Source organism: Bacillus toyonensis BCT-7112 (assembly GCF_000496285.1).
In the GTDB taxonomy this organism is placed as follows: Bacteria; Bacillota; Bacilli; order Bacillales; family Bacillaceae_G; genus Bacillus_A; species Bacillus_A toyonensis.
The window spans coordinates 1721070-1741292 of the sequence record NC_022781.1; the positions used below are offsets into that span (position 1 = coordinate 1721070).

Annotated in this window: 23 protein-coding genes; 6 read left to right on the forward strand and 17 right to left on the reverse strand. The window is 35.9% G+C overall.

Going from position 1 to position 20223, the window contains the following annotated elements; all coding sequences use genetic code 11:
- Positions 1-24: 24 nt before the first annotated feature.
- The 8 genes from uvrC to BTOYO_RS08880 form a co-directional block, all read right to left on the reverse strand.
- Positions 25-1809, reverse strand: coding sequence for an excinuclease ABC subunit C (uvrC, locus tag BTOYO_RS08845; RefSeq protein WP_000544283.1), 1785 nt, complete (start codon positions 1807-1809; stop codon positions 25-27).
- Positions 1810-1957: 148 nt separating this feature from the next.
- Positions 1958-2272 carry a thioredoxin gene (trxA, locus tag BTOYO_RS08850; protein ID WP_000974757.1) on the reverse strand — a complete coding sequence of 105 codons (315 nt, stop codon included), beginning with the start codon at positions 2270-2272 and terminating at the stop codon, positions 1958-1960.
- A 211-nt stretch (positions 2273-2483) separates the two neighbouring features.
- Positions 2484-3461 carry an electron transfer flavoprotein subunit alpha gene (gene etfA, locus BTOYO_RS08855; protein ID WP_000101960.1) on the reverse strand — a complete coding sequence of 326 codons (978 nt, stop codon included), beginning with the start codon at positions 3459-3461 and terminating at the stop codon, positions 2484-2486.
- Positions 3462-3497: 36 nt separating this feature from the next.
- Positions 3498-4271, reverse strand: a complete 774-nt coding sequence (gene etfB, locus BTOYO_RS08860; RefSeq protein WP_001029031.1) for an electron transfer flavoprotein subunit beta — start codon at positions 4269-4271, stop codon at positions 3498-3500.
- A 79-nt stretch (positions 4272-4350) separates the two neighbouring features.
- Positions 4351-5127 carry an enoyl-CoA hydratase gene (locus BTOYO_RS08865; RefSeq protein ID WP_000911298.1) on the reverse strand — a complete coding sequence of 259 codons (777 nt, stop codon included), beginning with the start codon at positions 5125-5127 and terminating at the stop codon, positions 4351-4353.
- Between the two features lie 11 nt (positions 5128-5138).
- Positions 5139-5726, reverse strand: coding sequence for a TetR/AcrR family transcriptional regulator (locus tag BTOYO_RS08870; RefSeq protein ID WP_000742218.1), 588 nt, complete (start codon positions 5724-5726; stop codon positions 5139-5141).
- A gap of 106 nt (positions 5727-5832) precedes the next feature.
- On the reverse strand, positions 5833-7518 hold the full coding sequence (locus tag BTOYO_RS08875) for a long-chain-fatty-acid--CoA ligase (RefSeq protein ID WP_000414725.1): 1686 nt from the start codon (positions 7516-7518) through the stop codon (positions 5833-5835).
- 189 nt (positions 7519-7707) lie between these two features.
- Positions 7708-8610 carry a BclA C-terminal domain-containing protein gene (locus BTOYO_RS08880; RefSeq protein WP_023441080.1) on the reverse strand — a complete coding sequence of 301 codons (903 nt, stop codon included), beginning with the start codon at positions 8608-8610 and terminating at the stop codon, positions 7708-7710.
- Positions 8611-8966: 356 nt separating this feature from the next.
- On the opposite strand from BTOYO_RS08880, the gene BTOYO_RS08885 reads away from it, so the two are divergent.
- Both BTOYO_RS08885 and fhuB read left to right on the forward strand, forming a co-directional pair.
- A complete protein-coding gene (locus tag BTOYO_RS08885) occupies positions 8967-9941 on the forward strand; it encodes an ABC transporter substrate-binding protein (RefSeq protein WP_000722817.1) in 975 nt (324 codons plus the stop codon).
- 7 nt (positions 9942-9948) lie between these two features.
- The gene (fhuB, locus tag BTOYO_RS08890; protein WP_001087100.1) at positions 9949-11985 is read left to right on the forward strand and encodes a Fe(3+)-hydroxamate ABC transporter permease FhuB; all 2037 of its coding nucleotides are present in this window, start codon (positions 9949-9951) and stop codon (positions 11983-11985) included.
- A gap of 36 nt (positions 11986-12021) precedes the next feature.
- Here fhuB and BTOYO_RS08895 read toward each other — a convergent pair whose 3' ends face one another.
- Complete coding sequence (locus BTOYO_RS08895; RefSeq protein ID WP_001031134.1) at positions 12022-12690, reverse strand: hypothetical protein; 669 nt, start codon at positions 12688-12690, stop codon at positions 12022-12024.
- Positions 12683-13237, reverse strand: coding sequence for a sigma-70 family RNA polymerase sigma factor (locus BTOYO_RS08900; RefSeq protein ID WP_033657338.1), 555 nt, complete (start codon positions 13235-13237; stop codon positions 12683-12685). Before BTOYO_RS08900 ends, BTOYO_RS08895 begins: the two co-directional genes overlap by 8 nt.
- 185 nt (positions 13238-13422) lie before the next feature.
- On the opposite strand from BTOYO_RS08900, the gene BTOYO_RS08905 reads away from it, so the two are divergent.
- Complete coding sequence (locus tag BTOYO_RS08905) at positions 13423-13926, forward strand: DinB family protein (protein WP_000284956.1); 504 nt, start codon at positions 13423-13425, stop codon at positions 13924-13926.
- A 136-nt stretch (positions 13927-14062) separates the two neighbouring features.
- Positions 14063-14395, forward strand: a complete 333-nt coding sequence (locus BTOYO_RS08910) for a YfjL-like protein (protein WP_001093291.1) — start codon at positions 14063-14065, stop codon at positions 14393-14395.
- A 62-nt stretch (positions 14396-14457) separates the two neighbouring features.
- Here the strand turns inward: BTOYO_RS08910 and BTOYO_RS08915 are convergent, their stop codons facing one another.
- From BTOYO_RS08915 to BTOYO_RS08940, 7 genes are all read right to left on the reverse strand, one after another.
- On the reverse strand, positions 14458-15153 hold the full coding sequence (locus BTOYO_RS08915) for an ABC transporter permease (RefSeq protein ID WP_000902921.1): 696 nt from the start codon (positions 15151-15153) through the stop codon (positions 14458-14460).
- 26 nt (positions 15154-15179) lie between these two features.
- On the reverse strand, positions 15180-16052 hold the full coding sequence (locus BTOYO_RS08920) for a DUF4097 family beta strand repeat-containing protein (RefSeq protein ID WP_000239293.1): 873 nt from the start codon (positions 16050-16052) through the stop codon (positions 15180-15182).
- A gap of 35 nt (positions 16053-16087) precedes the next feature.
- Complete coding sequence (locus tag BTOYO_RS08925; RefSeq protein WP_000475553.1) at positions 16088-16792, reverse strand: ABC transporter permease; 705 nt, start codon at positions 16790-16792, stop codon at positions 16088-16090.
- 34 nt (positions 16793-16826) lie between these two features.
- Positions 16827-16988: a hypothetical protein gene (locus BTOYO_RS27685; RefSeq protein ID WP_000931273.1), complete on the reverse strand. Its 162-nt coding sequence runs from the start codon at positions 16986-16988 to the stop codon at positions 16827-16829.
- Positions 16981-17904, reverse strand: coding sequence for an ABC transporter ATP-binding protein (locus BTOYO_RS08930; RefSeq protein WP_000221074.1), 924 nt, complete (start codon positions 17902-17904; stop codon positions 16981-16983). Before BTOYO_RS08930 ends, BTOYO_RS27685 begins: the two co-directional genes overlap by 8 nt.
- A 126-nt stretch (positions 17905-18030) precedes the next feature.
- Complete coding sequence (locus BTOYO_RS08935; protein WP_000183220.1) at positions 18031-18966, reverse strand: HAMP domain-containing histidine kinase; 936 nt, start codon at positions 18964-18966, stop codon at positions 18031-18033.
- 1 nt (position 18967) lies between these two features.
- On the reverse strand, positions 18968-19660 hold the full coding sequence (locus tag BTOYO_RS08940; protein ID WP_000018038.1) for a response regulator transcription factor: 693 nt from the start codon (positions 19658-19660) through the stop codon (positions 18968-18970).
- A 168-nt stretch (positions 19661-19828) separates the two neighbouring features.
- Between BTOYO_RS08940 and BTOYO_RS27620 the strand changes: the two genes are divergently transcribed.
- Positions 19829-20005: a hypothetical protein gene (locus BTOYO_RS27620; protein ID WP_023441081.1), complete on the forward strand. Its 177-nt coding sequence runs from the start codon at positions 19829-19831 to the stop codon at positions 20003-20005.
- Positions 20002-20196 carry a YwbE family protein gene (locus BTOYO_RS08950; protein ID WP_001014310.1) on the forward strand — a complete coding sequence of 65 codons (195 nt, stop codon included), beginning with the start codon at positions 20002-20004 and terminating at the stop codon, positions 20194-20196. Before BTOYO_RS27620 ends, BTOYO_RS08950 begins: the two co-directional genes overlap by 4 nt.
- Positions 20197-20223: the final 27 nt, after the last annotated feature.

Consider the following 20223-nt stretch of genomic DNA (forward strand, 5'->3'; position numbering starts at 1 on the left):
CCAAAAAACAGAAGACGTTGTAAACTACAACGTCTTCTTATCTGTTAAATACGTATAAATTGTTTCTGCGACATTTTTCGGCATACCCGCTTCGACAAATTCTGCTACAGAAGCTTCTTTCATCTTCTTTAATGAACCAAAATGTTTTAACAATACCTTTTTCCGTTTATCACCGATTCCTGGAATATCGTCCAGTGCTGATTGAATGACAGATTTCCCGTGTAATTGACGATGGAATGTAATCGCAAATCGATGCACTTCATCTTGAATGCGCTGCAATAAATAAAATTCTTGGCTATTCCTCTCAAGTATCACCGGTTCAGGTGGATCCCCAATAATTAAATGGGATGTTTTATGTTTGTCATCTTTTACAAGGCCTGCCATCGGAATATATAACCCAAGCTCATTTTCTAGAACATCACTTACAGCTGCCAGATGACCTTTTCCCCCGTCAATAATGATTAAATCTGTTAATGGTAAATTCTCTTTAAGCGCCCTTGTATAACGGCGCCTCACAACTTCTCTCATAGACTCATAATCATCTGGTCCTTGAACCGTTTTAATTTTATATTTCCTGTACTCTTTCTTCGCTGGTTTCCCATCGATAAAAGCAATCATTGCAGAAACGGGATTTGTTCCTTGAATATTTGAGTTATCAAACGCTTCAATACGATACGGTGTTTCAATCCCGAGCTGCTTTCCTAACTGATCTACAGCTTTAATCGTTCGCTCTTCATCACGTTCAATTAAGTAGAATTTCTCTTCAAGTGCAATTTTCGCATTTTTATTTGCTAATTCTACAAGATCTTTTTTCTTACCACGTTTCGGCTGCGTCGCTTCAACTTCTAAAAAGCGCTCTACTAATTCTGAGTCTATACTTCCTGGAACAACAATTTCTTTCGGTTTAAAATGACTGCTGTTTTCATAAAATTGACCGATAAACGTTAAAAACCCCTCTTCTGGTTCATCATAGATTGGAAACATAGAAACATCACGTTCAATTAGCTTTCCTTTTCGAACGAAGAAAACTTGAACGCACATCCATCCTTTATCAACTGCATATCCAAATACATCACGGTCCACTAAGTCACTCATAATCATCTTTTGTTTTTCCATAATTGCATCTATATGAGCAATTTGATCTCGCAATTCTTTCGCACGTTCAAATTCTAGTTTCTCTGAAGCCTCATACATCTTTATTTCTAATTCTGAACGAATTTCTTTATGTCCACCATTTAAAAACTTAATAATTTCATCCACAATTTCTTTATTTTGTTCTTCCGTCACTTCTTTCACACAAGGTGCTAAACATTGGCCCATATGATAATATAAACACACTTTATCGGGCATGTTTGAGCATTTGCGAAGCGGATACATGCGATCTAATAGTTTTTTCGTTTCATGAGCTGATTGTGCATTCGGATAAGGGCCAAAATACTTTCCTTTATCCTTTTTTACGTTACGCGTAATGAGTAAGCGCGGCTGTTTTTCAGCGGTAATTTTAATAAAAGGATATGTTTTATCATCTTTTAATTGAATATTATATTTTGGATCATACTTTTTTATTAAATTTAACTCTAAAATAAGAGCCTCCAAATTTGAAGAGGTTACGATATATTCAAAATCTACAATTTCTCCTACAAGCCGAAGTGTTTTCCCATCATGCGAACCAGTAAAGTACGAGCGCACACGATTTTTTAACACTTTTGCCTTCCCGACATATATAACCGTTCCTTGCTTATCTTTCATTAAATAACAACCAGGTTGATCTGGTAAAATAGCCAATTTCTCTTTCAAATGTTCGTGCACTCGCCTACCTCCATTTCTACATGCTTATCATTGCAAATTCAAAATAAAAACATACAATGACAAAACACCCAACATACGTTCTTTTATTGTAACGGAAAGGTTTAAAAAAGGAAAATAAAAAAAGCTACCAAATGGTAGCTTCTTTCTTTTAGAAGTGTTTAGAAACTAATTCTACTAACGCTTCTTTCGGTTTGTAACCTAACGCTTGATCAACTACTTTACCGTCTTTTAATACGAAAAGAGCTGGAATGCTCATTACTTCAAATTGACGAGCAGTTTCTTGGTTTTCATCAACGTCTACTTTTACTACTTTTACTTTTTCACCTAATTCTGAATCGATTTCCTCTAATACAGGAGCGATCATTTTACAAGGTCCACACCAAGGTGCCCAGAAATCTAATAATACAACACCTTCGCTAGTTTCAGCTGCGAAGCTTTGGTCATTTGCGTTTATAATTGCCATTTTATTTCCTCCTTCAAGTATATTCTACCAAGAGTATATCATTAACTTATATACGTGGCGAATAATATGTATCGTTATGTATTGTAACAAAAAAATGTTCCTTTATACTATATAAAAATATGGATGAAATACTAAAAAGGTGAGGGACAGGGGATCCCTCACCTTTTTCTATATATAGGGGTACTTCACTTGGAACTCAAGGGTACTCAAATCATGAATGTACTTTTAACTTTTTAAACTCTTCTGTTAAAAGAGGTAAAACTTCGAATAAGTCACCAACAATACCATAGTCAGCTACTTTGAAAATACTTGCTTCTGGATCTTTATTAATTGCAACGATTATTTTTGAGTTAGACATACCAGCTAAATGCTGAATCGCACCAGAAATACCGCATGCAATGTATAGATCTGGCGTAACGACTTTACCCGTTTGACCAATTTGTAATGAGTAATCGCAATACTCAGCGTCACAAGCACCACGAGATGCTCCAACAGCGCCGCCTAGTACATCAGCTAACTCTTTTAATGGCTTAAATCCATCTTCACTCTTCACACCACGTCCGCCAGCGATAATAACTTTCGCTTCTGAAAGATCAACGCCTTCTGCAGTTTTACGGACAACATCTTGAATAATTGTACGTAAATCTTTCACATCTACTGTAATAGAAGACACGTCACCTGTGCGAGACTCGTCTTTTTCAAGAGTTGCAATGTTATTTGGACGCACTGTCGCAAATAAGATACCATCTGTTACAATCTTCTTCTCAAACGCTTTACCAGAGTAAATCGGGCGAGTGAAGATAACATTTCCACCTTCAACTTCTAAAGCAGTTACGTCAGAAATTAGACCAGCTTCAAGCTTCGCTGCTAATTTTGGTGATAAATCTTTACCAAGTGCTGTATGTCCAAATACGATACCTTCTGGCTTTTCTTCAGCATATACAGCTAAAAACGCTTGTGCGTAACCATCAGATGTATATGATTTTAATTTATCATTTTCAACTGTCACAACGCGATCTGCACCGTAATGAATCAATTCATTTGCAAAAGAGGCAACGCTGTCTCCAACTAGAAGACCTACCACTTCACCGCCTTCTGCAATTGTTTTTGCTGCTGCTACCGCTTCAAACGAAACGTTACGTAGCGATCCGTCACGAACTTCACCCATTACTAATACTTTACGAGCCATAGATTTTCCCTCCTGCATATATAATTTCGTATTTTATTAGATTACTTTCGCTTCTGTATGGAGCAACGATACAAGTTCTTTTACTTGATCTTGCAGCTCGCCTTGTAACACTTTTCCTGCATCTTTCTTAGGAGGCAAATAGATTTCAATTGTTTTTGTCTTTGCTTCCACATCATCTTCTTCTAAATCTAAATCATCTAATTCTACTTCTTCCAGTGGCTTTTTCTTCGCTTTCATAATACCCGGAAGCGATGGATAACGCGGTTCGTTTAAACCTTGTTGTGCTGTTACTAAAACTGGTAATGACGTTTCAATAACTTCTGTATCACCTTCAACGTCACGCTCAATCTTCACGTTTGTACCATCAATCTCAAGTTTTGTAATTGTCGTTACGTACGGAATATTTAGCGCTTCAGCTACGCGTGGACCAACTTGTCCAGATGCACCGTCAATCGCAACGTTTCCGCCTAAAATTAAATCTGCATCTTTATCTTTTAAATATTCAGCAAGTACTTTTGCTGTTGTAAACTGATCGCCATTTTCAACATCATCTTCAATATTAATTAATACCGCTTTATCACAGCCCATCGCTAATGCTGTACGAAGTTCTTTCTCACTATCTTCGCCACCAACTGTTACGACAGTAACTTCTCCACCTTGTGCGTCTCTTACTTGAATTGCTTCTTCAATCGCATATTCATCGTAAGGGTTGATGATGAATTCCGCTTCGCCATCGTAAATTGCACCGTTTTTAATTACGATTTTTTCTTCTGTATCAAATGTTCGTTTCATGAGTACGTAGATGTTCATTCCATTTACCCCCTTATTTTTTCAGAAAGATTCTATCAATTTTAAAATTCTGTTAATTTATATTAAAAAAATAATTGAACTACCTACCACTAAACGAAGGCTTACGTTTTTCTAAAAACGCTGCTACACCTTCTCTTCCATCTTCACTCGTAAATACTTCACCGAAGATTTGAGCTTCGCGCTGTACACCTTCGTAATAATGAGACGATTTTGTCGTTTGCAATAACTCTAACACAGCACGAGTTGTTGCTAGACTTTTTCCAGCAATTTGTTTTGCAACTTTAAGTGTATCGTCTAAAAGTGTTTCTTCAGAAAACACTCCGTTAACAAGTCCCCATTTTAATGCTTCTGCACCAGTAATTGGTGTACTCGTTAACATCATTTCACAAGCTTTCGCTTTCCCAACATAACGTGGTAAGCGCTGTGTACCTGCAAAACCAGGAATTAATCCAAGTGTTAATTCAGGTAAACCAAGTTTTGCACTTTCAGTTACAAAGCGCATGTGGCAAGACATAGCAAACTCAAGGCCGCCGCCAAGTGCCGCTCCATGAATTGCCGCGATAACTGGTTTTGAACATTTTTCAACACGCTCAAATGTAACTTGTCCAAGCTGTGCTAATTCTGTCGCTTGCTTCGCTTCAGTAACAGATGTAAATTCTTTAATATCTGCTCCAGCTGAGAAGAAGCGCCCTTCACCGTGAATAACAACAACACGAATGTTATCATCCTTCTCCACTTGATCAATTAACTCAGTAACGTCATGCATAACTTGTGAAGACATCGCATTCGCTGGCCCGTGATTTAACGTCGCCACCGCAATATGGTCTTCAACTCTTACAGATAGGAATTTCAACATGATCCCTCCCATTATTGACGATAACCACAAGCCGCAATAAGTAGCCCATGTACCGTTTTTGAAAGTGCGACCAGATCATACTTATGATCGCTCATTACCCAATTGGTCACAACTTCATCTACTGTTCCAAAGATCATTTGTCTTGCCACACGAACATTTAAGTCCGCCTGAAACTCACCTTGCTTTATACCTGTCTCTAAAATTTCATCCATAACTTGTAAGTAGCCTTTTAATACTTCATTTATTTTAAGGCGCAAGTCTTGATTGGACTGTCTTAGCTCTAATTGCGTAACGATAGCAAGAGGATCATTTTGTGATAACAGCAAGAAGTGCGTTTCTACCAACATGAATAACTTCGCTACAGCGCTTTCAATTCCTGCTGTTTTTTGACGAATTGTTTCAACAAATTCTCCCATCTTCTCTTGGAATAAGGATATTAATATATCTTCTTTATTTTTAAAATATAAATAAATCGTGCCATCAGCTACCCCAGCTTGCTTTGCAATTTTAGAAACTTGCGCTTGATGGTATCCATTCTCTGCAATCACAATGACTGCCGCATCAATAATTTGATTGTATTTCGGTCTATTTTTCTTCACTTTACTGTCCCCTTCAAGAAGATGACTGAATGAATAGTCATTCATATTCTTATAATACTGACTATTTAGAAAAGTGTCAATCCTATTTTTTCAAAAAGAAAGGGCCTTAGCCCGTTTGCTCATCCTCATTCTTTCTCTTCTCTTCATCTATTAGGACGCGGCGCAAAATTTTCCCTACTGTCGTTTTCGGCAATTCATCTCTAAACTCGTATACTTTCGGTACTTTATAAGCCGCTAAATATTTACGTGCAAACTGATCTAATTCCTCTTCAGAACATTCAGCGCCTTCTTTCAAAACAACAAATGCTTTTACAGTTTCCCCTCTGTACGGATCAGGAACACCGATCGTCACTACTTCTTGCACCTTTTCGTGTTCATATAACACTTCTTCTACTTCACGAGGATATACGTTAAAACCGCTAGCAACAATCATATCTTTCTTACGATCTTTCACATAGAAAAAGCCATCCTCATCCATGTATCCTACATCACCTGTATGAAGCCAGCCATCTTGCAATACAGCCGCCGTTTCTTCTGGCTTATTCCAATACCCTTTCATAATTTGTGGGCCTTTAACAACTATTTCACCGATTTCACCTGGAGGTAATGCCTCTCCTGTTTCAAGTGACATGATGATTGACTCCGTATCTGGCCACGGTACCCCAATACTTCCTGGCACACGTTTTTCCCACAAGAAATTCCCATGTGTAACGGGTGATGACTCCGTTAATCCATAACCTTCTACCAGTTTACCACCTGTAACGCTCTCAAACTCCTCCTGTACTTCTACAGGAAGCGGTGCAGAGCCACTAATACAAGCCTGAATAGAAGAAATATCATATTCTTTTAAAAGAGGGCTATTTAATAGAGCAATATAAATGGTCGGCGCTCCTGGAAATAGTGTAACTTTATGTTTTTTAATTGCTTCAAAAACCATTTTCATATCAAACTTCGGAATAAGCACCATTTTATACCCTTGCATAATACTTAAATTCATTACAGCTGTCATTCCGTATACATGAAAAAACGGAAGGACACCAAGGATCACTTCTTCTCCCTCTTTACAATTATATAACCAATGTGCTCCCATTAAAGTGTTCGAAACGAGGTTTTTATGCGTCAGCATAACCCCTTTTGGAAATCCTGTCGTTCCCCCCGTATACTGCAAAAGAGCTAGATCATTTTCAGGATCACAGGGAACCTCAACATCAGCAGTACTTTCCCTTTCTACTGATTTCCATAGATGAATCGTTTCGCTTTCCGACACATTCACAACAAGATTCGCCTGCTTTTTTTGTACAAATGGATAAAGTAAATTTTTAGGGAATGGTAAGAAATCTGCAATACGAGTTACGATAATGTGCTCCAGCTTTGTGGCATTTTGAACATTAGTAACTCTCGGAAACACTAAATCAAGGCAAAGAATGACTTTTGCCCCAGAGTCATGAAGTTGGTACTCAAGCTCTCTTTCTGTATAAAGAGGATTCGTTTGTACGACAATCCCCCCCGCAAGCAAAGTACCATAATAACCGATTACAGATTGCGGACAATTCGGCAACATAATCGCAACTCTATCTCCCTTTTCAACACCAAGCCTTTGCAGATAATTCGCAAACTTCTTTACCTTGTCATGGAAATCTGAAAATGTAACATCTTTACCTAAAAAATGAAGCGCTTTCTTTTCTGGATAACGAGAAGCTATTTTCTCTAAATATCCATGAAGTGGCTGAATATCATAAGAAATAGTACTAGGAATTTCCTCTGGATAACTTTTCAACCAAGGTTTTTCCACCTTCATTCCCCCTTCAAATACATAAAAAATAAATGAATGTTCATTCATGATGGTTGTTTTCATTATATTATAGTCATAACAACGTTACAATCATAATATTCTGACTTTTATATAACTATGCTTTACCTCATTAACTTCTTATTATATGTACAAACTCTCTTACTCTTAAAAGAGTAAGAGAGTTATTATTTAACTTAGTCTTATAATTGTTAATACCGCTCCTGGAGTAGTCGTTGATAACGTCGCAACAGCTAACAAGCCAAATAATTGCAAACTAATTGCACTCCCCACCGCAAGAGTCGTAATAATTGTTGCACTAAACGATGTGGTTGCTAATGCAGGGGAATTGATCGTCCCAGCAAGCGGTGCCCCATTAATTGTAATTCGCGAACTGACTAATAATGAAGCCGTTATATTAATCGAATATGAAATATAATAATTCCCTGCATTTGCAGCCGTAAATACTGTGTTCCCCCCAGACACTGTAATACCTGGACCGATATTCTGATTGTTTGGAAGCGGGACATTTGTTCCACCAAGTAATACCGATATTGCTGTACCCGACGTATTATTTGCAAATGCGTATGTTGCCGTTATACTTGTGCCGGTTGCTCCTGTTGCTCCTGTTATCCCTGTCGCTCCCGTTGCTCCTGTTGAGCCTGTATCACCGGTTGCTCCCGTTGCTCCTGTTGAACCTGTTGAACCTGTTACTCCCGTCGGACCCATTGCTCCTGTTGAACCTGTTACTCCCGTCGGACCCGTTGCTCCTGTTGAACCTGTCGCTCCTGTTGCCCCCGTTGCTCCTGTCGCTCCTGTTGCTCCTGTTGCCCCCGTTGGACCTGTTGCTCCTGTTATTCCTATCGCTCCTGTTGGACCCGTTGCTCCTGTTATCCCTGTCGCTCCCGTTGCTCCTGTTGGGCCTGTATCACCGGTTGCTCCCGTTGCTCCTGTTGAACCTGTTGCCCCCGTTGGACCTGTTGGATCAAGCTTAGGTACTGTCCCATCGCAACTAAAACAACATGAATCAACATGTACACCATTTTGATTATTACACCCACAATATCCATTTGTATTATTGAGCCATGAAGACATGTTGATCCCTTCCTTCAAATTCAATCTTTTCAGTACAAACAACGAATTATAAAACAACTATCCAATAATAAAGAAATACTTTATTCCGTACATTCTAATAATTATTACATGCGACACCCTTCCCTTTTGCTTGTACATTCGCCTTCCTGCTTAAACGAAATTCCTTTTCTGCATTTTCATATACATATAGATTTCAACCTCATATATTGAAATCTGTATAATTCGTTATTTTTCGTCAAAATTTTAAAAATATATTGACACTTAAAATATCATCATAGTATGATTTGGATGTTGTAATTGATAACGATTTTCAATATCGTACATTGCAAATTAAATAATTTATTTGGGGGCAGAAGATGAAGAAAATTCTCAGTATTTTCATAGTAATTCTTCTATTCGCTGTTGGATGCGGACAGCAAAAAGAGGAGAAAAAGGAAACAAAAGCGGACAATAAAAATCAAACTATAACAATTAAACACGCTGAAGGGGAAACGAAGTTAGATAAACCAGCGAAAAAAGTTGTTGTACTTGAGTGGGTATATTCAGAAGACTTATTAGCACTTGGTGTTCAGCCAGTAGGGATGGCAGACATTAAGAATTATAATAAATGGGTAAATACAAAAACAAAACCGAGTAAAGATGTTGTAGATGTAGGGACACGTCAACAACCAAACTTAGAAGAAATTAGCCGTCTAAAACCAGATTTAATTATCACAGCATCATTCCGCGGTAAAGCAATTAAAAACGAATTAGAGCAAATTGCTCCTACAGTTATGTTTGATCCATCAACTAGCAACAACGATCACTTTGCTGAAATGACAGAAACATTTAAACAAATTGCAAAAGCTGTTGGAAAAGAAGAACAAGGTAAAAAAGTATTAGCTGATATGGATAAAACATTTGCTGATGCAAAAGCAAAAATTGACAAAGCAGGCTTAAAAGATAAAAACATTGCAATGGCACAAGCATTTACTGCTAAAAACGTGCCAACATTCCGCATCTTAACTGACAATTCTACAGCTTTACAAGTTACAAAAAAATTAGGTTTAACAAACACTTTTGAAGCGGGTAAATCAGAGGCAGATGGTTTCAAACAAACAACTGTAGAATCATTACAAAGTGTACAAGATTCAAACTTCATTTACATTGTAGCGGATGAAGATAACATTTTTGACACTCAACTAAAAGGCAATCCTGCTTGGGAAGAATTAAAGTTCAAAAAAGAAAACAAAATGTATAAATTAAAAGGCGACACTTGGATTTTCGGTGGTCCTGAGTCTGCAAAATCTTTAGCAACACAAGTAGCAGATGTAATGACAGCGAAGAAGTGATTACACGATGAATAGCTTACAACATACACTTCGAGCAAGTCTTGTATTCGGAGGAGGAGCAGCTCTCTTGCTCCTCCTTTTCTTTATTCATATCGGACAAGGTCAAGCAAATATTTCCTATAGTATGATTATCGATGCTCTTATCTCACCGAACCAATCACTAGAGCACCAAACTTTAATCATGCTTCGATTACCTAGAGCCGTAATTGCTATTTTAGCTGGAGGTGCTCTTGCTGCATCTGGGGTCATTTTGCAAACATTAACAAAAAACCCACTTGCTGAATCAAGTACAATGGGAATTCACTCTGGCGCATATTTCTTTCTAGTAGCGGCTACAATTTTCTTACCGAAAGGTCTGCAAATTAACTCACTTCTTTTCACATTTATCGGTGGTGCTATTACTGCTTTATTTGTATACCGTATTTCTGGTGGGAAAAAGGGAACCCCACTTAGAATGGCATTAGCTGGGATGGTCGTTACATTAATGCTTTCTGCTTTTACTGGAACGATGCAGCTTTTCTATGAAAATGAAACGGCTGGTTTATTTTTATGGGGAGCTGGCTCTCTTATCCAAAATAACTGGGATGGCGTTCAATTTGCTTTTCCATTTATCATTATTTCTTTCCTAGTTTTACTATTTATGTCTCGTAAACTCAACATCCTCTTACTTGGTGACGATGTTGCTGTTTCTCTTGGTGAAAAAACAGCAGTAACACGTCTTATCGCCTTCATTGCTGCAATCTTTTTAACAGCAGTAATTGTCACTGTCGTTGGACCGATTGGGTTTGTTGGCTTAGTTGCACCACACTTAATGCGCCTTATTGGTTACCGGCAACACTTTACTCTTCTTCTTTCCTCATTCTTATGGGGAGCAGTATTATTACTTGGGGCAGATGTCGTCGGTAGATTAATAGATCCAACTGGTGCAGAACTTCCTGTTGGAGCAGTCACAGCAATGATTGGGTCACCTTGGCTTATTTATTTAGTGTATCGTATGATGAAGTCGAAACAATATATGAATGATAACGGTGCGAATGCAGCTGGAGCTAGTTCCCGCTATTACTCTTATAAAAAGGTAATCATCATATCTATCACGCTTTGTATTGTGACGATTGCTCTTGGTGTTACAATCGGTAGTAATGCTTATATCGAAAGCATTACAAATGTTATAACAGGGCAATTAACGCAATTTGATAAAAATATGATGATGAACCTTCGTTTACCAAGAATGCTCGTTGCCGCTATTGCTGGCGCATGCCTTGCAATAAGTGGGCTTGTCTTCCAAGGAATATTACGAAACCCACTTGCCGACCCTTCGATTATTGGTATTTCGTCTGGAGCAGGTGTCGGTGCTTTAACTATTATGTATGTTTTCCCTGCACTTCCAGGTTTCTTCCTACCAATTGGTGCATTTATCGGCGGACTACTTGCAGTTGGAATTGTCCTCTTCTTCTCATGGAAAGCAGGATTTAGTCCAACAGCTCTTGCTTTAATAGGGATTGGTATTTCGGCTCTCGGCTCAGCAATTATTCAAATCTTTATCGTTAGAGCGAATTTGAATGTTGCTGCTGCTTTAACATGGCTATCAGGCAGTACGTATGCAAGAGGATGGAATCACTTAGAAAATATCATTCTATATCCATCACTTATTCTTATACCAATTATCTTTTTCTTAATGAAACAACTTGATGTCCTTGTACTTGGAGACGATTTAGCAACTGGACTCGGACAGCCTGTAAATAAAACGCGTCTTGCTCTAATTGTACTAGCGACACTTCTTGCATCTATAAATATCGCGGCTGTCGGTACAATCGCCTTTTTAGGCCTTGTCGCTCCTCACTTAGCAAGAATTGTTGTTGGTATGAATCATCAAAGATTATTCGTTTGTTCCGCTCTGTTTGGAGCAATCCTTCTTTCTGTTGCTGACTTACTTGGACGTACAATCGCATATCCGAAAGAAATTCCCTCTGGCCTTGTCGTTGCTGTACTTGGGGCACCTTATTTCTTATGGTTGATGAGGAAGAGTGGGAAGAAAGTTAATTAAAAGACGGCTTCATATATATGAAGCCGTCTTTTCCTATTATGGCATAAAATTAATATAAGCTTTGTACAGAATATACATAACAAGTGCATACATGATTATATTGAATACACTTCGTTTTAAAGTTAACTTTCTCTTTAATTTCTTATCCTGTAATTTTAGTTCTATTCCATTTGCTACTTTCAGTCTACCTACCATTTTAAATAACTCTCTGTAATCATCAGCATTTCCCAATAATACGTACTCCTTATCATTTTTATACTTTATATGTAGAAATTCACTCCCACCTTTACGGTCTAATATTGTTCTCATAGAAGCTATTTCATTTAATACACATACTTTTATATCAACTTCATTATAATAACGATCCACAAAAAATACATACAACCGTTTATTTGTAACGATTAGCACAGTATTAATACCGAAGTTCATCGCAAGAACGCCTACCCCTAATGTCATGGCTGTGCCTGTCTGCCAATTTTTCACACGAGGATTTTCGACAAGCATACTATATAAAATCTCTTCGCTTCCCTGTAACTCTTCTTGTACAACCTCATAACAACGTTTCATTAAAATTGTTTTTGTTACAACTTCTTTTGTACGATTTATTTTCTTTTTATCTATTTTCTCATCATTTCTATAATCATCTACAAAATTATCGCTATACTGCAAGTTATTTAATTCCTGAAGTAACTTTTCTTTATTCATTTCTTCCCCCCCCCAACAGCTTCTTCAATTTCTTTCTCCCTCTTGAAAGCCTGCTATATACCGTATCTCGTGTCATACCGAATTCAAGCGCTATTTCTTGTACGCTATATTCATCTAAATACCTTTTTATAAAAATTTTCTTATCTTCTTCATTCAATTCTTTAATTAAAACGTAAAAATTATAATCTCGCTCTTCTTTTGTTAAATTGACATTTTTTCTATCTTCATATATTTCTTGCTGAAGCTCTTGTAATTGATAAGCCTTATTACTTTTTCGTTTATAATCAATAGCTTTAAACTTAGCGACAGATATAAGCCAGTTTCTAAACTTCCCACGATTTTCATCATAACTACTAATGTTGTACCAAACGATTAATAAAATATCGTCAACACATTCGTCCACTAATACCTTGCTCTGTGCCGTATCTAAAACACTATGAACCACCTTATAAATTAAATCCCCATATCGATCAATTGCTGTATGTAATGCTAACATGTCTTGTTTTCGAAGACCTTCTACTATTTCTATATCCTTCACCCTTATCACCACTCTTTATCCCCTTCTTTATTCATTATATATACGAATGAACACATTCGTTTCCTGACACTTTTACAAATATTTTCTAATTGTTTTCATATTGTAGCAAATACTTAATTAATTATTTCTTGTGGAACAGGGATTATATTATCTCTCACGAATTTAATCTATGAACAAAAATAGGAGGGATAACAATGTACCAAACAATTGAAGGCTTCTTTCAATCATGGACTTACGAAGCAGAGTCTACTCAGAAAATGCTTAATTCATTAACCGATGCATCTTTATCACAAGAAATTGCGCCTGGGCATTGGACATTAGGAAGAGTTGCTTGGCATATCGTAACGGCAATTCCTGTTATACTATCTGGCACAGGCCTAAAGTTTGAAGGAGAAACGAAAGATTATCCTGTTCCAACTTCTGCAAAAAAAATTGCAGATGAATACCATAAAGTGAATGCAGCTTTCGTTGAAGCACTTCAAAACGAATGGAATGATAAAGATTTAGCAACGATTAATGATTTCTTTGGTCGTCCTATGCCGAATTCTATATTTTTAATGACACTTATTAATCATCAAAATCACCACCGCGGACAAATGACGGTTTTAATGAGGCAAGCTGGCTTAACAGTTCCTGGCGTATATGGTCCTGCAAAAGAAGAATGGGCTGCCGCTGGAATGGAAGTTCCTAAAATGTAAAAACAAAAAAGACAAGGTGTTTACACATCTTGTCTTTTTCTGTAACTTGTTTCATGTGAAACTATTTTTTCTAAATGGTTGTTTTATGGAAAAGATAGATTAAAATGAATATATATTACGAAGAGGAGTAACCAAATTGAATACAAAAAATAAAAAAATAGCTATGGGAACTATTTTACTAACTTCTATTATTGGAGTGATTAGTGTATCTCTTTATTTCACCTATTATGGCACCCCTTGGGGAAAACAAGCAGCAATTACGGAATCAAAAGAATATATTACAAAATATTTTAATCTAGATGCAGAAGTCAAAAATACTTCTTACGATGCTAAAATGAATAGCCATGCAATCTCCTTTGAAACAAGTACCGACGGAGAGTTTACTATCGAATATAAAAGTCCTAATAACTTTAACATTTCTCCAGGAGTGCAAGAGTATTTAAGCACACACTCTAAATTTACAGAGTAGTAACGAAGCATACATATACAAAAAAGAGTTGGTGTAACGCCAACTCTTTTTTCTTATTCTTGTCATACAGTTATATCTTCCTTCTCTATATTTTTAATTCCGTAATATGCAATCACAACTCCAATTGCTGCGAGTGCTAGTTGAAGGGGAAGAAAAGTTGCTATAGGAAACATTGGGTTGCCATTCATTGCAATTGATACAACGATAAGAGATGAAACAATTGTAGTTGGCACTGAACGTTTACGCATTCCAAAATATAATGGGATTAAACTCATTCCCGCAGTTGCAACGGCTAAAGGAACCAGTTTTATTCCTTCTTGCATCAATTGATCTACTGTAAATGAATTAGGAAGAATTGAAAAATAACTATCTATACCAAAGAAAACTCCTACTACTAAAATGTTAGATACAATAACTGTTATAAATGTTACTATTGCTGCAATAGCCAACTTACTAATCATCAATTTCTTCCGATTAATAGGATAAGAAAACATAAGTAGTATTGTTTTATTTTTATATTCACCAATTATTAGCCTTGCGATTAATACACTACCAAAAACAATAAACGTTGCTCTTACTATTGTGCTAGCCATTAACAATATCGTCTCTGGATTCCTTATTTCTGCATCACCTTCTACTTGAGCGATGATGCTCACAAAGATCATTAATGCCAGTATAACAATATTTGCAATAATTGCTCTCTTCACGTACCAACCAAGCTTAAACTTTTTCAATTCTAGCTTCATTAAATGTAGCATGATAGTGTCCTCCTTCCTCCTAAGATTTAATCAATATAAATGACTCCTGTTTCATTTAAAATCTTCGCTTCATTTTTTGCCTCACCAATGGTTCCTACTTTTATTTTTTCTGTACTTTTATCTTTCTTAAATCCTTTTAAATCCACTATTACGTCAGCCGAATTACTTTTAGCCATAAGCTTCAATGATGCCGGGACACCTTTATACCGTACGCCAATATCCCCTGATTTTGTTTCTACAAATAATGATTTTCCTTCTGTCATATCTTTCAGTAATACTTCCCCAGATGTTGAAGTGATGTTCATATTTTCGTTTTTTACATTTTTTACATAATTATCACCAGTAGTGGAAGTTATATTTACTTCTTGTAATGAACTATCTTTTAACATTAAATCCCCGCTTTCGGATGTAAATTCACCCTTCTCTGCCGATAGTCCTGTAATCATTCCATCTCCAGATTTGCCTCTTGTCACGATGCTTTTTACTACTATATCGTTTATTTTCACATCACCCGATTTATTATTTAATACAATTTTATCTATTTCTTTCTTCGGAATAGCTATAGATATACTATTTTTCTTCCTAAACGTAAAACCATAAAAAAATCTGTTCACCTTTTGTTTTTGCTTAATCACAAGTTTATTTTCATCATTTTCTATTTTGACGGGATCTATCTCTTTATCTGCTTGTTCACCTTGAGCGGAAATTACTATTTTATTAGCGTCTGTACTTTTGAATTCAATATCCCAGTTTTCATTGTCTACTTCTATTTCTTTTATATTATTGATTTCAAAAGACTTTTCTTTCTTAAAATCTTTCCCCTGAAATACCTTAATACCAAAAACTATACTAGCAATTGTAATGAATAATATTGCAATTACTATTATTTTTTTCACCATTCATACCCCAGTTCGTTTTTTGTTTTAGGCTTGCTTCACGCCACATCGATCTTGTCGATTTTACGAAACGATAGATAACTAATGAAAATTCCTAATAAACAGAGCACGATTGGGATAGCTATAAAATCAAACATACTTACTTGACCGTTTCCAGAACCAAAGTTACCACTAATCACCATACCAATTATTACTGCCGAAGTAATCGTTGTCGGTGTCGATTTCTTTCTCATTCCAAAAAACAAAGGAATTAAACTTATCCCAGATATCATAAATGCACTTATAATAGTACCTGGAACGATAGCTATTATTTCACCTATCGTAGCAGGTGTTTCAATCAGTCCCATCATTGGACTCACAAAATATACGAGCAAACTAATAATGAAAGTCGCGATAATCGTGCTCACAAAACAAAAACAAAAAACAATTGTTAATTTCGCACTCATTAGCATTTTCCTTTGTAGCGGATACATAAATGATAGTTGTATCGTTTTGTTCTTATACTCATCAATTACTAAACGTGATAAAATGACCGAACTAAAAATAATGAATGTTATCCTAATAAAAATATTTGCTAAAGCCATGTTCTGTGTGAAGTCAGAGAAGAGCACGTCTCCCTCGGCTTTCATTCCCAATGCCATAAGGCTTACTACAGCGAAAATTGCTATAATACAAATTGCTACACTTTTAAAGTAACTAGATAATTGATGTTTCTTCCATTCGAGCTTCATTAATTTAAACATATAAACCACGCCTCCATTCTTTATATACCTGTCTCTACACTGCTAACATTCTAATTCCAGCAGTAACTACGCTTAACATTCCTATCACTAGTAGAATTAACAACCATTTCCGCTCTGGTTTCCTATAATATAAAATTCCACTTATAAACATTACGATTAATCCACTTACCAGGTTCAGCCACAATTCATTAAGCATGAATGCCCTCTCCACCCATTACATTTAAGAAATATTCCTCTAAGGAACTATGTTTCTTATTAATACTTTCAATTTCCACATCATTCATAATAAGTGCTTTTGAAATGGCTTGCTGAGACACTGCCGTATCATACACACGAATCATGGTTCCACTCATTATTTTGTAGTTTTTTATACCAAGTTTATCTTCTAAAATATAAGCTGCACGTTTCACATCAGGAACAGTGATTTCAATGTACTCTGTTTGTTTTCCGTTAATACTCTTCATTGAAACTTCTTTTATTAGTTTTCCATTTTGAATCACACCAATTGTATCCGCCATTAGTTCCATCTCACCTAAAATATGACTAGAAACTAATAATGTAATACCGTATTCTTTGCAGAGCATTTTAAATAAGTCTCGTAACTCTTTAATACCAATTGGATCTAAACCGTTAATTGGTTCATCTAAAATGAGCAATTCTGGCTTTGTCACGATTGCCCTTGCAATACCGAGTCGTTGTTTCATCCCTAATGAAAAATCTTTTATTTTTTTATTGTCTATGCCGTGTAGTTTCACTAAATGTAAAGCATGATCAATGCCGTTTTTATCGTAATAGCCCATATATTCACAATGTAATTCTAGGTTTTCCTTCGCCGTTAATTTATCATAAAAGATTGGATATTCGATAATTGTTCCCATTCTTTTTAATACTTCATAAGATGTGTCTGTTAACTTCTCACCGAAAATTTCAATATCGCCGCTCGTCGGTTTTATTAAATTTGCAATCATTTTCATAATTGTTGTTTTACCAGCACCATTCGGTCCTAAGAAACCGTATATCTCTCCTTTTTTCACATGCATGTTAACGCTAGAAATAACTTCTTTTCCTTTAAACACTTTCGTTAACTGGTTCGTTTTTAATATATATGTCATGTCATTTTCCCCTTTCGCGCTGCTCTATATTTCTATAATAGAAAACGGAAATCTCTTTTTTCTTACTCGTTCCTTACAAATTCCTTACGCTGAAAAAAAAGCTTGTAGAATTTACTTCTCTACAAGCTAAAACTTCATCTTTGTTAATACAACTGTAAAAATCGTTTTTTCATATGGCTTACTAGAAAGATGAATCTTTCCATCCATCGCTTCCACAAGCCTTTTCGTAATCGTTAATCCCAGGCCGCTTCCTTGGTACAATTTATTTCTTGAGTCTTCAAGTGTATACATACGCTCAAACACTTTATCAATATGAGATTCATCAATTCCTTTTCCTTTATCCCATACGTCTATATACACACTCGTTTCATCATCTCTTAACGTCATACCGAGTGTCTTTCCAGCCTCTCCATATGTAATTGCATTTGATATTAAATTATTTAACACTCTGCCTAATACTTCTGTATTTCCAAGTGCATATATATTTCTTTCAGGTATATCAATATGAACATGAAATCCTTTCGTCGTCACTAAATCATAAAAAGATAAAATCTTCTCACGGCAAACTTCATTCATATTTACTTTTGTTATCTCTATTGCCTTGTCACCAGATTCTAATTTTGCTAAATCAAAGAACTTATGAATTAGTTCCATCACTTCCAGCGTTTTTATATGAACCTTTTCAAGTAATATTTTCTGTTCTTCTTCATTTATCGTTTTATCCTTATTTAACATTTCTGTATATCCAAGAATAACTGTTAGTGGTGTTTTCAAGTCATGCGAAATATTTGAAAGCATTTTTCTCATCGAAATTTCTACTTTTGCATGATCTGCATTCGTTTTCTGTTTTGCATCTAATAATTGATTAATTGCCACTAATAATTTTTGCAATTCTAGATCATCTGTCATAACGAGTAACGTCTCGCCTGTTTTTTCATTTACAATACTTTCTAATTTTTCATATGTGTATCTTAAGTTTTTGCTACTATTTTTTCTCATCTTATATTGTATGTAAATGATACATAACAATATAAAAATAATGCCCATTAACAGATTGGTCATATTACATCACTTCCAACTTATAGCCGATGCCCCATAACGTTTTAATATATTCTGGATTAGATGGATCACTTTCAATTTTCTCACGCAATCTTCTCATATGAACATTAATAACGTTATCATCACCGTAATACTCTTCATTCCAAACTAACGTATAGATTTGTGCTTTTGTAAATACACGATTTTGATTCTTTACGAACAGTTTTAAAATCTCAAATTCTTTTAAAGTAAGTTTGAGAGGGTTCCCGTTTTTTTCTACAGTAAAATTAATTGGATCGATTGTTAAATCACCAATCTGAATCATCTTTTCTGTTGTTTCCGTAGTCGAATATTTTGTAGACCTCCGAATACCCGCTTTTACACGTGCAGCTAATTCAATCATAGAAAATGGCTTACAAATGTAATCATCTGCCCCAAGTCCTAATCCAACAGCTTTATCAACATCTGTATCTTTTGCTGACATCATTAAAATTGGAACGGCACTTTTTTCTCGAATGATTCGTACAACCTCTAAGCCATCTAGCTTTGGCATCATAATGTCGAGGATAATCAAATCAAATGAACCTTTTAAATATGTATTTACTCCCTCTTCTCCATCAGACGCGATTGTAACTTGAAAGCCCTCTTTTATTAAATACTTTTCCACCATCTCTTGAATTGAGATATCATCTTCAACTAATAAAATATGATGTGACATATTTCTATCCCCTTTTTACAAACGTTAACAATTCAATTGTATCGTAACTACTACAGACTGGAAACAATTATATGAATTTTCAAACCAACTTCCCTTCCTTCCTTAACAATGATATGATGAAATTCACTACGATTGTTCATAATTAACTTTATATAAAGGAGACTTATCATGTCAGAGAATAAAAAAGTAAGCTTAGCTGATTTAATGCGCGAACAACTTGCTAAGAAAAAGCAAGGAAATGGAAATGGCCAAAATGCAAAAAGTCAAAGCCAAGAAACGAAAAAATTACAAAACCAACAAACGAAAAAACAAACAACCAACGTAGACGTACAGGTGTATAAATGAACGGACAAAAACGTTCTAATATCGCACCCGGTCTTGAAGTTGATATTGTATTAAAACAAGATCAACGAACAGGCAAATTAACACGTGGAATTGTAAAAGATATTTTAACAAACTCCCCTTCCCATCCGCATGGCATTAAAGTGCGATTGCAGGACGGGCAAGTCGGTAGAGTACAAAATATCGTTCAATAAGAAAAGGAGCTCAAGTAAACCCGAGCT

Bases quoted from the DNA above. Each gene is read 5' to 3' on its own strand.
- trxA (WP_000974757.1), bottom strand. From the start codon at position 2,272: ATGGCAATTATAAACGCAAATGACCAAAGCTTCGCAGCTGAAACTAGC.
- etfA (WP_000101960.1), bottom strand. From the start codon at position 3,461: ATGGCTCGTAAAGTATTAGTAATGGGTGAAGTTCGTGACGGATCGCTA.
- etfB (WP_001029031.1), bottom strand. From the start codon at position 4,271: ATGAACATCTACGTACTCATGAAACGAACATTTGATACAGAAGAAAAA.
- BTOYO_RS08865 (WP_000911298.1), bottom strand. From the start codon at position 5,127: ATGTTGAAATTCCTATCTGTAAGAGTTGAAGACCATATTGCGGTGGCG.
- BTOYO_RS08880 (WP_023441080.1), bottom strand. From the start codon at position 8,610: ATGTCTTCATGGCTCAATAATACAAATGGATATTGTGGGTGTAATAAT.
- BTOYO_RS08885 (WP_000722817.1), top strand. From the start codon at position 8,967: ATGAAGAAAATTCTCAGTATTTTCATAGTAATTCTTCTATTCGCTGTT.
- fhuB (WP_001087100.1), top strand. From the start codon at position 9,949: ATGAATAGCTTACAACATACACTTCGAGCAAGTCTTGTATTCGGAGGA.
- BTOYO_RS08895 (WP_001031134.1), bottom strand. From the start codon at position 12,690: ATGAATAAAGAAAAGTTACTTCAGGAATTAAATAACTTGCAGTATAGC.
- BTOYO_RS08905 (WP_000284956.1), top strand. From the start codon at position 13,423: ATGTACCAAACAATTGAAGGCTTCTTTCAATCATGGACTTACGAAGCA.
- BTOYO_RS08915 (WP_000902921.1), bottom strand. From the start codon at position 15,153: ATGCTACATTTAATGAAGCTAGAATTGAAAAAGTTTAAGCTTGGTTGG.
- BTOYO_RS08920 (WP_000239293.1), bottom strand. From the start codon at position 16,052: ATGGTGAAAAAAATAATAGTAATTGCAATATTATTCATTACAATTGCT.
- BTOYO_RS08925 (WP_000475553.1), bottom strand. From the start codon at position 16,792: ATGTTTAAATTAATGAAGCTCGAATGGAAGAAACATCAATTATCTAGT.
- BTOYO_RS27685 (WP_000931273.1), bottom strand. From the start codon at position 16,988: ATGCTTAATGAATTGTGGCTGAACCTGGTAAGTGGATTAATCGTAATG.
- BTOYO_RS08930 (WP_000221074.1), bottom strand. From the start codon at position 17,904: ATGACATATATATTAAAAACGAACCAGTTAACGAAAGTGTTTAAAGGA.
- BTOYO_RS08935 (WP_000183220.1), bottom strand. From the start codon at position 18,966: ATGACCAATCTGTTAATGGGCATTATTTTTATATTGTTATGTATCATT.
- BTOYO_RS08940 (WP_000018038.1), bottom strand. From the start codon at position 19,660: ATGTCACATCATATTTTATTAGTTGAAGATGATATCTCAATTCAAGAG.
- BTOYO_RS27620 (WP_023441081.1), top strand. From the start codon at position 19,829: ATGTCAGAGAATAAAAAAGTAAGCTTAGCTGATTTAATGCGCGAACAA.
- BTOYO_RS08950 (WP_001014310.1), top strand. From the start codon at position 20,002: ATGAACGGACAAAAACGTTCTAATATCGCACCCGGTCTTGAAGTTGAT.